The sequence below is a fragment of the Aequorivita marisscotiae genome, from assembly GCF_029814825.1.
GTDB classification, from domain to species: Bacteria; Bacteroidota; Bacteroidia; order Flavobacteriales; family Flavobacteriaceae; genus Aequorivita; species Aequorivita marisscotiae.
Map to the genome: position 1 here is coordinate 1,938,529 of NZ_CP122379.1, position 9,466 is coordinate 1,947,994.

The following is a 9,466-nucleotide window of genomic DNA, read 5'->3' on the forward strand; positions in this document are numbered from 1 at the left end:
TTTTTTCAACATGATGAACAGAAATAAAGAAAACACAGTACAGAAATTCGATAAGATTTCTATTGGTTTGGCTTCTCCTGAATCTATTTTGGCAGAATCACGTGGCGAAGTATTAAAGCCCGAAACAATAAACTACCGTACGCACAAACCAGAGCGCGACGGTCTTTTCTGTGAGCGTATTTTTGGCCCTGTAAAGGACTACGAATGTGCCTGTGGTAAATATAAAAGAATCCGCTACAAAGGTATTGTTTGCGACCGATGTGGTGTTGAAGTAACGGAAAAGAAAGTACGTCGTGACCGTGTGGGGCATATTAATTTAGTTGTTCCCGTAGCACACATTTGGTACTTCCGTAGCCTTCCAAACAAAATTGGCTACCTTCTTGGATTGCCGTCTAAGAAACTGGATATGATTATTTACTACGAACGCTATGTAGTAATTCAGCCAGGTATTGCTAAATATGAAGGAGGAGAAGACGTTAAAAAAATGGATTTCCTTACCGAAGAAGAATATCTAGCAATTCTAGATTCAATTCCGGCAGAAAACCAATATTTGGAAGAAACCGATCCAAATAAATTTATTGCGAAAATGGGAGCAGAGTGCTTGATCGATCTTTTACAGAGAATTGATTTAGATACACTGTCATACAACCTTCGTCATAAAGCAAATAACGAAACTTCTAAACAACGTAAAACCGAAGCGTTAAAACGTCTTCAAGTTGTAGAAGCACTTCGCGATGCAAATAAAAACCGCGAAAATAAAGCCGAATGGATGATTATGAAAGTAGTTCCGGTTATTCCACCAGAATTACGTCCGTTGGTGCCACTTGATGGCGGTCGTTTCGCAACCTCAGATTTAAATGATCTTTACCGAAGAGTAATTATCCGAAACAACCGTTTAAAACGATTGATGGAGATAAAAGCTCCCGAAGTAATTCTCCGAAACGAGAAACGTATGCTTCAGGAATCGGTAGATTCATTGTTTGATAACACACGTAAATCTTCCGCAGTAAAAACAGATAGTAACAGACCCCTGAAATCTCTTTCAGATTCATTAAAAGGAAAACAGGGTCGTTTCCGTCAAAACTTGCTTGGTAAGCGTGTAGATTATTCAGCACGTTCGGTAATTGTTGTAGGCCCAGAATTAAAATTATTTGAATGTGGTCTTCCAAAAGATATGGCGGCCGAGCTTTACAAACCTTTTGTAATCCGTAAATTGATTGAAAGAGGAATTGTAAAAACCGTAAAATCTGCAAAGAAAATTATAGACAAAAAAGAGCCTGTAGTTTGGGATATTCTTGAAAATGTGTTAAAAGGCCACCCTGTTATGCTTAACCGGGCCCCTACATTGCACAGATTGGGTATTCAAGCTTTCCAGCCTAAATTAATTGAAGGAAAGGCAATCCAGTTGCACCCATTGGTATGTACCGCGTTTAACGCAGATTTTGATGGTGACCAAATGGCGGTTCACCTTCCACTTGGGCCAGAGGCAATTTTGGAATGTCAACTTTTAATGTTGGCTTCTCACAACATTTTAAACCCAGCAAATGGTTCGCCAGTTGCGGTTCCTTCACAGGATATGGTTTTGGGTCTGTATTATATGACCAAATTGAAAAAAACCATGGGCGATGTGGTTGTAAAAGGCGAAGGGCTTACCTTCTATTCAGCCGAGGAAGCAATAATTGCTTATAACGAAGGCAGAGTAGATCTTAATGCCGAGATTAAAATTCGTACCGAAGACTTCAACGAAGAAGGCGTATTAGCTAAACAAATTATTACTACTACTTTAGGAAGAGTAATCTTTAACGAAAAAGTGCCTGTTGAGGCTGGTTTTATAAATGAAGTATTGACCAAAAAATCACTTCGTGATATTATTGGTAAAATATTGAAAGTAACATCGGTACCTGCTACGGCTAATTTCCTTGATGAAATTAAAACCTTGGGGTATAAGTACTCTTTTGAAGGTGGCTTGTCCTTTAGCTTGGGCGATATTATTATCCCAGCCGAAAAGCAAACTATGATAGACAATGCCAATTCGCAAGTAGATGGCATTATCAATAGCTATAACATGGGGCTTATTACCAATAACGAACGTTATAACCAGGTAATTGATATTTGGACAGCAACCAACGCCGAACTTACCGAACTTTCTATGAAACGAATTCGCGAAGATCAGCAAGGTTTCAACTCTGTGTATATGATGCTTGATTCTGGTGCGAGGGGTTCTAAGGAGCAAATTCGCCAGTTAACAGGTATGCGTGGTTTGATGGCTAAGCCTAAAAAATCTAACTCCGGAGGTGGTGAAATTATTGAAAACCCAATTCTTTCCAACTTTAAAGAAGGTCTTTCAATTCTTGAATACTTTATCTCTACCCACGGGGCGCGTAAAGGTCTTGCAGATACCGCTCTTAAAACGGCAGATGCAGGGTACTTAACACGTAGATTAGTAGATGTTTCGCAAGATGTTATCATTAATATTGAAGACTGCTATACGCTTCGTGGCATTGAGGTTTCGGCCTTAAAGAAAAACGAAGAAGTAGTTGAAACTCTTGGAGCCAGAATCGTAGGGCGTACAGCTCTTAACGATGTTGTAAACCCACTTACCAAGGAATTATTGGTGGCTTCTGGCGACCATATTACAGAAGAAATTGCCGATGCAATTGAAGCGTCTCCTTTAGACAGTGTTGAAGTGCGTTCTGCGCTTACTTGTGAAGCTAAAAAAGGTATTTGTTCGCAGTGCTACGGTCGTAACCTTGCTACCAATAAAATGGTACAAAGTGGCGAAGCTGTAGGTGTTGTGGCGGCACAATCTATTGGTGAGCCAGGAACACAGCTTACACTACGTACCTTCCACGTTGGGGGTATTGCAGGTAACATTTCCGAAGAAAACAAATTAATTGTAAGATTTGACGGAAAAGCCGAAATTGAAGATCTTAAAACCGTTAAAGGCGAAGATAATCAAGGCAATACAGTAGATATTGTTATTTCTCGTACTTCTGAAATAAAACTTGTTGATAAGAAAACAGGAATTACACTAAGTACCAATAACATTCCATACGGTTCTACACTTAATGTGAAGGATGGCGATACGCTAAAAGCGGGCGATGTAGTATGTACTTGGGATCCTTATAACGGGGTAATTATTTCGGAATTTGCTGGAAAAATTAAATACGAAAACATTGTTCAAGGGGTAACCTATCAAGTTGAAATTGATGAGCAAACTGGTTTCCAAGAAAAGGTAATTTCAGAATCCAGAGATAAAAAACGTATTCCAACCCTGCAAATTTTAGGGAAGAAAGACGAAGTAATCCGTAGCTATAACTTGCCTGTTGGCGCCCACATTATGGTGGATGACGGCGACAAGATTAAGATTGGTAAAGTACTGGTGAAAATTCCTCGTAAGTCTGCAAAAGCAGGTGATATTACGGGTGGTCTTCCGCGAGTTACCGAACTTTTTGAAGCGCGTAACCCGTCAAATCCAGCAGTAGTTAGCGAGATTGATGGTGTGGTTTCTTTCGGAAAAATAAAACGTGGTAACCGCGAGATTATCGTTGAGTCTAAATTAGGCGAATTGAAAAAGTACTTGGTTAAACTTTCAAACCAAATTCTCGTTCAAGAAAACGATTATGTTCGTGCAGGAATGCCATTATCAGACGGATCTATTACACCAGAAGACATTCTTCGCATTAAAGGCCCATCTGCAGTACAGCAATATCTTGTGAACGAAGTTCAAGAGGTTTACCGTCTGCAAGGGGTAAAGATTAACGACAAACACTTTGAGGTTGTTGTTCGTCAAATGATGCGAAAAGTGAAAATTGAAGATCCGGGAGATACAACCTTTTTGGAGGATCAATTGGCGCATAAAGACGATTTTATTGAAGAGAACGATAAAATCTACGGAATGAAAGTAGTTACCAATGCAGGAGAATCTGAAAACCTAAAGGAAGGACAGATTTTATCGCCACGAATGCTTCGTGATGAAAACTCGTTGTTGAGAAGAAACGACAAAGAACTTGTTGAAGCTCGCGATGTGATTACCGCAACGGCAACTCCAGTACTTCAGGGTATTACGAGAGCGTCCTTACAGACCAAATCGTTTATCTCTGCAGCTTCCTTCCAGGAAACCACCAAGGTATTAAACGAAGCCGCAGTAGCTGGTAAAGTAGATACGTTGGAAGGCTTAAAGGAAAACGTTATTGTAGGTCATAAAATACCAGCCGGTACCGGTATGCGTAAGTATGATACTATAATCGTGGGTTCTAAACAAGAGCTGGAAGAAATGAATCAAGCAAAGCAAGAAGTAAATTATAATTAATATGTAGATCTGGTGCGGTAGAGACGCAAGGCATTGCGTCTCTACCGCCGCCTACAATTATATTTTAAAACGATTTAACGTCTAATCTCGATTCTATCGGGAGTAACATAAAAAAAATGGCTGATCAAAAAAAAGAAAAACCAAAGCAAAATCAGATAAACATTGAGCTGGACGCCGATGTGGCACAAGGTATTTACAGTAACTTGGCTATAATAAATCATTCAGTTTCTGAGTTTGTGGTAGATTTTGTTACCATTATGCCCGGAATACCTAAAAGCAAGGTGAAGTCTAGAATTATTTTAACCCCTCAACATGCTAAACGATTTTTAAAAGCATTGAATGACAACGTTAAACGCTTTGAAAACGCCCATGGCGAAATAAAGGATTATGAGCAACCGCCCATTCCTTTAAACTTTGGCCCTACGGGGGAAGCGTAATAAGGTATCTAAATAAATTTTTCAATAACCCCTTTAGCATTTTCTATGCTAAAGGGGTTATTTATTTTGGCAGGTAATGTCTTTATTTTTTGGAGAAGAGTAAAGTAATTATTCATCTAATTCAATACGAAAGTTTGTCTATATTTACACTCTATTTCAATAAAACCTACTTCCATGAGAAACATTACTTTTTTCTTGTTCTTTTTAATTTTGTCATTCTCAAATTATGCTCAAGTTGGTATTGGCACTGTTAGTCCTAATCCCTCTTCAGTATTAGATATTACTTCGGACAACGAAGGTATTTTAATTCCGAGAGTAGCATTGCTTTCCACTACTGATGTAACTACCATTGCCTCACCTGCAACAAGTTTAATGCTATATAACACAAATACTGCAGCCGATGTAGTGCCTGGCTACTACTATTGGAGTGGTGCTAAATGGATGCTTGTGGCCACTACTAATATGATTGAAAATAAGTGGGATACATCAGGTAACGCTGGAACAGATCAGACTACAAATTTTCTTGGTACCACGGATAATCAGGATTTAGTTTTTAAAAGAAATAACGCCTTGGCTGGAAGATTGGCTTTGAAAAGCACTGCTTTTGGTCTAGGAGCACTTTCAGCAACACTTACTAGTAATGCAATTGATAATACAGCTATTGGGATAAACGTATTACAAAGCAATACTAGTGCTTATGGTAGCACTGGGGTTGGTTTTGGCGTATTAACAAATAGCAATGGAGATAATAATACAGCTATTGGTAGATATGCTATGCATTATAACCTTGGCGGATTTGCTAATACAAGTGCTGGAGCCTATGCTCTCGAAAATAATATAAATGGTACGCATAATACAGCGATTGGATACACGGCCCTTCGGAGCAATACTTCTGGAGGTTATAATACGGCAGTGGGGTTTAAAGCTTTAAAAAACAATATTAATAATCAAGAAAACACGGCCGTAGGTTATGGAGCTCTCGAAAATAATAATTCATATAACAATACGGCTACCGGTGCTATAGCACTACAAGCTAAAACTTCTGGAAGAGAAAATACCGCCAATGGAAGAGCGGCTCTACTTAGAAATACTACGGGGAATGAAAATACTGCAATGGGATCAAAAGCACTTCTCTCGAATACAACCGGTTATCGTAATACATCCAGTGGTATGGAGTCTTTATTGGATAATACAACGGGCTTTCAGAATACAGCAAATGGTACTCGTGCATTAAATAAAAATACTACTGGTTCTAATAATAATGCAACGGGTAATTATGCTATGCGTCTTAACACTACAGGATCGGGAAATGTTGCCATTGGTGGTTCTGCGCTTGATGATAATATAAGTGGAAACAATAATACAGGTATTGGTTATTTATCTAATGTTGCTTCAGAAAACTTGACCAATGCAACTGCTATAGGTTACAACGCTATTGTTAGTACGAATAATAGTTTAGTTTTAGGTTCAGTAAGTCCACCAGTTAATGTAGGTATTGGAGTTACTAATCCTTCCGCAAAACTCGAAGTTTATAGTACAATTGCGAATACATCTGGTCTGAAGTTAACACGACTTACTTCTGCTTCCCCTGTAGCTACAGGAGCAACGATAGGGGTTGATGCTACGGGTAATGTGGTTACAGTTCCCGGAGCCGCTCCTGTGGTTATTTATACGGGATCATTAGGTAATGGGAGTGGTGGATCCGTAAATGCTACAATTACGGCAAGTGGCTTTAATACAGTGCCATTGCCCAATACTTCTACTAATATTGGTGGTGGTATTTGGAACGGGACTAACAATACATATACAATACCTGTAAGTGGCACGTATTTAATTAAATCTAGTATAAGACTAACTGATGGTAGTGTTTCTCGGAATGTTTTCCAAGCTGTTCACACTTCAAATGCAGATATCCCTGATGGAATTTGGCAGACCAATTCTGGGAATAGATGGACCATGTTGTACACAAGAATCGCCTATTTTAATCAGAATGATGTGCTAAGATTGTATATATATTCTGATGGACAGCAAGCAAGACTGTCTGATGCATCCTTGAATATTACCTTGTTGAGTAAAAGTTAGATTGACAGATATAAAGGAACAATAGTTTTAAAGTAGATCTTTTAAAAAATTATTACTAGTTATCCTATTAATTTAGTGCTTTTCTCAAACTCACTCACAAAATGCAGTTTTACATTCGGGTATTTAGACTGTGTCATTTGTAATGTAAACGATGAATCTGCAAAGAAAACCAATTGGCTGCGTTTGTCTTTGGCCAAAAATTTTGCCTTTACTCTTTTAAAATCCGCAAACTCTGCACTTTTGGGGTCTTTTGCTTCAACCCAGCAGGCTTTATGTACATTTAAGTTTTCGTAGCTGCATTTTGCGCCGTATTCGTGCTCTAATCTGTATTGAATTACTTCAAACTGTAACGCGCCCACGGTACCAATTACTTTTCTACCGTTTAACTCTAGAGTGAAGAGTTGCGCCACACCTTCATCCATTAATTGGTCTATCCCTTTTTCGAGCTGCTTGCTTTTCATCGGGTCAGCATTATTAATATATTTAAAGTGTTCGGGTGAAAAGCTAGGAATACCTTTATAATGCATTTCTTCTCCTTCAGTAAGTGTGTCGCCTATTTTAAAGTTGCCTGTATCGTGAAGTCCAACGATATCGCCAGGGTAGGAAACATCTACAATTTGTTTTTTTTCGGCAAAAAAGGCATTGGGGCTGCTAAATTTCATTTTTTTACCATTGCGAACGTGTAGATAAGGCGAATTTCTTTCAAAGACACCAGAAACAATTTTAATAAATGCCAGACGGTCGCGATGTTTGGGATCCATGTTGGCGTGTATTTTAAAAACGAAACCCGAAAAGTCTTTTTCGTCCGGATAAACTACACGCGTACTGCTTTCTTTGGGGCGTGGCGTAGGAGCTATTTCAACAAAACAATCTAACAATTCGCGAACGCCAAAGTTATTAAGCGCCGATCCAAAAAATACCGGTTGAAGTTCGCCATTCAGGTATTCTTCCTGATTAAAATCTGGGTAAACCTCATGAACGAGCTCTAACTCTTCTCGTAATGTATTGGCTGCTTTTTCACCAACTAACTCATCGAGTTCGGCACTGCTTAGGTCTTCAATTTCAATGGTTTCTTCAATGTTTTTACGGCTATCACCACTAAAGAGGTTTATGTTTTTTTCCCATACATTATATATACCTTTAAAATCGTAGCCCATTCCAATAGGAAAACTCAATGGGGTAACGCGGAGCTGTAACTTTTGTTCAATTTCATCAAGTAGGTCGAATGCATCGCGACCTTCACGATCTAATTTATTGATAAAAATGATCATGGGAATATTGCGCATTCTACAAACTTCAACAAGCTTTTCAGTTTGCTCCTCCACGCCCTTAGCCACATCAACCACAACAATTACACTATCTACGGCAGTTAAGGTTCTAAAAGTATCTTCAGCAAAATCCTTGTGGCCGGGAGTGTCTAATATATTTATTTTAAAGCCTTCGTATTCAAAAGCTAAAACCGAAGTTGCCACCGAAATTCCACGTTGGCGCTCAATTTCCATAAAGTCGCTGGTAGCGCCTTTTTTTACTTTATTGTTCTTTACGGCGCCGGCTTCTTGAATGGCTCCTCCAAATAAAAGAAGTTTTTCAGTTAGTGTTGTTTTTCCTGCATCTGGGTGGGCAATGATCCCAAAAGTTCTTCTGCGTTTTATTTCGCTTTTAACAGTCATATATTTTTCTCAATAAGTTGCAAAGATAAAGTTTGTAATTCGAGTTAGAAACTTTAGAAGTATCAAATAAATTTTCTGCACAAAAGATTTAATTTAAGTTGAATTAATAGCAACTTCAAAAGTTGTTTTTTGCAAGTTTAAAAATTGGGTAATCAGGAAACGTAAAAGGGAGTGCTCGTAAAAATCGCATGCGCCGAAACGGTCTATTCTTAGGGAGTGTACGTGTTACTACGTATGTTTTTACGGGGTTAAATTACTGAGATTTAGCGTGGAATATGCAGTTTGCCGACTATTTGGAACATTTTAACTAATAGTTGTTTGTAAAGCATTCCTTACGATTTTTCCACTGTATATTTGATTGTTAACAGGGCGAGAACTGTTTAAATAATATGTATCAAAAACTAAATAACAATTAATTTAAAACTGAATATATGTATCAACTATCAACAATAATTAAGGGATTAATGCTGGTAATTTTTGTTGCTGTATTAAACATAAATTTTGTTTCGGCACAAAATTGTAATGCAACTTTATCAGTAGAAAAGGATAGAAATGCGCAATCTGCATATACAGAGGATGGTGCTACCTTTAATATGGTACTAACAAATACTTCATCCAAAAAGGTAACATATATTATTTCATCAACAAATTTAGAAGAGTCTTGTGCTAATGATGCTTATAAAACTTCGGCTCCCAATGTTGCATTAAATGTTGCTGTAAAGAGCAGTGCGAATGCAAGTGTTGCTAATAACGCACTTACACTGGCTGCCGGGGAAACTCGTAAATTTAAAATATACGTATCGGTACCGGCACGCACCCCGAGTAATGTTTGGAGTTGTATAAAAATTTCTGCAAAGGGAAGCGAATGTGCCGAGCCGTCATCGAGTACTACATTGCGAGTTTATGTTCCAGAGCCTTCGGAAGGATAGGACAAAAAAATATTGAAAAGGAATACTATAAATAGT

The 9,466-nt window shown here is 38.3% G+C and carries 5 protein-coding genes; 4 read left to right on the forward strand and 1 reads right to left on the reverse strand.

Annotated features, from left to right (window positions below):
- Positions 1-13 precede the first annotated feature (13 nt).
- The 3 genes from rpoC to QCQ61_RS08880 all read left to right on the forward strand — a co-directional run bounded on the left by rpoC (position 14) and on the right by QCQ61_RS08880 (position 6,831).
- Positions 14-4,312, forward strand: a complete 4,299-nt coding sequence (rpoC, locus tag QCQ61_RS08870; protein WP_279450249.1) for a DNA-directed RNA polymerase subunit beta' — start codon at positions 14-16, stop codon at positions 4,310-4,312.
- Between the two features lie 116 nt (positions 4,313-4,428).
- The gene (locus QCQ61_RS08875) at positions 4,429-4,749 is read left to right on the forward strand and encodes a DUF3467 domain-containing protein (protein ID WP_279447276.1); all 321 of its coding nucleotides are present in this window, start codon (positions 4,429-4,431) and stop codon (positions 4,747-4,749) included.
- A gap of 174 nt (positions 4,750-4,923) precedes the next feature.
- The gene (locus QCQ61_RS08880; protein ID WP_279447277.1) at positions 4,924-6,831 is read left to right on the forward strand and encodes a beta strand repeat-containing protein; all 1,908 of its coding nucleotides are present in this window, start codon (positions 4,924-4,926) and stop codon (positions 6,829-6,831) included.
- A gap of 59 nt (positions 6,832-6,890) precedes the next feature.
- Here QCQ61_RS08880 and QCQ61_RS08885 read toward each other — a convergent pair whose 3' ends face one another.
- The gene (locus QCQ61_RS08885) at positions 6,891-8,501 is read right to left on the reverse strand and encodes a peptide chain release factor 3 (protein ID WP_279447278.1); all 1,611 of its coding nucleotides are present in this window, start codon (positions 8,499-8,501) and stop codon (positions 6,891-6,893) included.
- A 431-nt stretch (positions 8,502-8,932) separates the two neighbouring features.
- On the opposite strand from QCQ61_RS08885, the gene QCQ61_RS08890 reads away from it, so the two are divergent.
- Positions 8,933-9,430: a FixG Ig-like domain-containing protein gene (locus QCQ61_RS08890; RefSeq protein ID WP_279447279.1), complete on the forward strand. Its 498-nt coding sequence runs from the start codon at positions 8,933-8,935 to the stop codon at positions 9,428-9,430.
- The last annotated feature ends 36 nt before the right edge of the window (positions 9,431-9,466 follow it).

Excerpts from the sequence above, each read along its gene's own strand:
- QCQ61_RS08875 (WP_279447276.1), top strand. The coding sequence starts at position 4,429 with ATGGCTGATCAAAAAAAAGAAAAACCAAAGCAAAATCAGATAAACATT.
- QCQ61_RS08885 (WP_279447278.1), bottom strand. The coding sequence starts at position 8,501 with ATGACTGTTAAAAGCGAAATAAAACGCAGAAGAACTTTTGGGATCATT.
- QCQ61_RS08880 (WP_279447277.1), top strand. The coding sequence starts at position 4,924 with ATGAGAAACATTACTTTTTTCTTGTTCTTTTTAATTTTGTCATTCTCA.
- QCQ61_RS08890 (WP_279447279.1), top strand. The coding sequence starts at position 8,933 with ATGTATCAACTATCAACAATAATTAAGGGATTAATGCTGGTAATTTTT.
- rpoC (WP_279450249.1), top strand. The coding sequence starts at position 14 with ATGAACAGAAATAAAGAAAACACAGTACAGAAATTCGATAAGATTTCT.